This is a genomic window from Pseudomonas onubensis, from assembly GCF_965653655.1.
In the GTDB taxonomy this organism is placed as follows: domain Bacteria; phylum Pseudomonadota; class Gammaproteobacteria; order Pseudomonadales; family Pseudomonadaceae; genus Aquipseudomonas.
The window spans coordinates 1-704 of record NZ_CBFHAZ010000219.1 but is presented as its reverse complement, the minus strand read 5'-3'; the positions used below and the strand labels follow the sequence as shown (position 1 = coordinate 704).

Sequence of the window (704 nt, the reverse complement as noted above, 5' to 3'; positions counted from 1 at the left end):
GGCTTTAATTCATGAAGTTTCATTAGGACACCTCCTTAGCCTATAATTTATTTTTATTGTTCTTTAACAGAAACTAGATGAGATACTTTATTAATCATACCGCGGATCGCAGCGTTATCTTCATGAACGACAGTTTGGTTTGTTTTCTTTAAACCAAGTGTTCTTACAGTAACGCGCTGATCTTCCGGGCGACCGATTACACTGCGTTTGAGGGTAATTTCTAATTTAGCCATTAATGTTCCCTCCTTATCCTAACAGTTCTTCTACAGATTTTCCACGAAGCTTCGCAACCTCTTCGGCACGTTTAAGCTCACTTAAACCTTGAAGTGTTGCACGGATCATGTTGATCGGTGTGTTAGAACCTAAAGACTTAGAAAGGATATCAGCAACGCCAGCAAGCTCAAGTACCGCACGTACAGGGCCTCCAGCGATAACTCCAGTACCTTCAGAAGCAGGTTTCAACAAGATATTGCCTGCACCGAAACGTCCGATGATTTCGTGTGGAATCGTAGTTCCAACCATTGGTACTTCAATCAAATTCTTTTTCGCATCTTCAACAGCTTTGCGGATTGCTTCAGGTACTTCTTGTGCTTTACCAGTACCGAAACCTACGTGACCGTTTTTGTCACCGACAACGACTAGAGCTGCGAAACGGAAACGACGACCACCTTTAACAACTTTCGCTACGCGGTTAACCGTAACTA

At 42.9% G+C, this 704-nt stretch carries 2 protein-coding genes; both read right to left on the bottom strand.

The window, feature by feature from the left end; translation table 11 throughout:
* Positions 1-53: 53 nt before the first annotated feature.
* Positions 54-233 carry a 50S ribosomal protein L30 gene (gene rpmD / locus ACTD9P_RS29645; protein ID WP_003156497.1) on the bottom strand — a complete coding sequence of 60 codons (180 nt, stop codon included), beginning with the start codon at positions 231-233 and terminating at the stop codon, positions 54-56.
* Positions 234-246: 13 nt separating this feature from the next.
* On the bottom strand, positions 247-704 hold a 458-nt coding region (gene rpsE, locus ACTD9P_RS29640; protein ID WP_438870422.1), incomplete at its 5' end, for a 30S ribosomal protein S5.

What these genes read in the sequence shown, in the direction of transcription:
- rpmD (WP_003156497.1), bottom strand. Translation starts at nt 233, where the DNA reads ATGGCTAAATTAGAAATTACCCTCAAACGCAGTGTAATCGGTCGCCCG.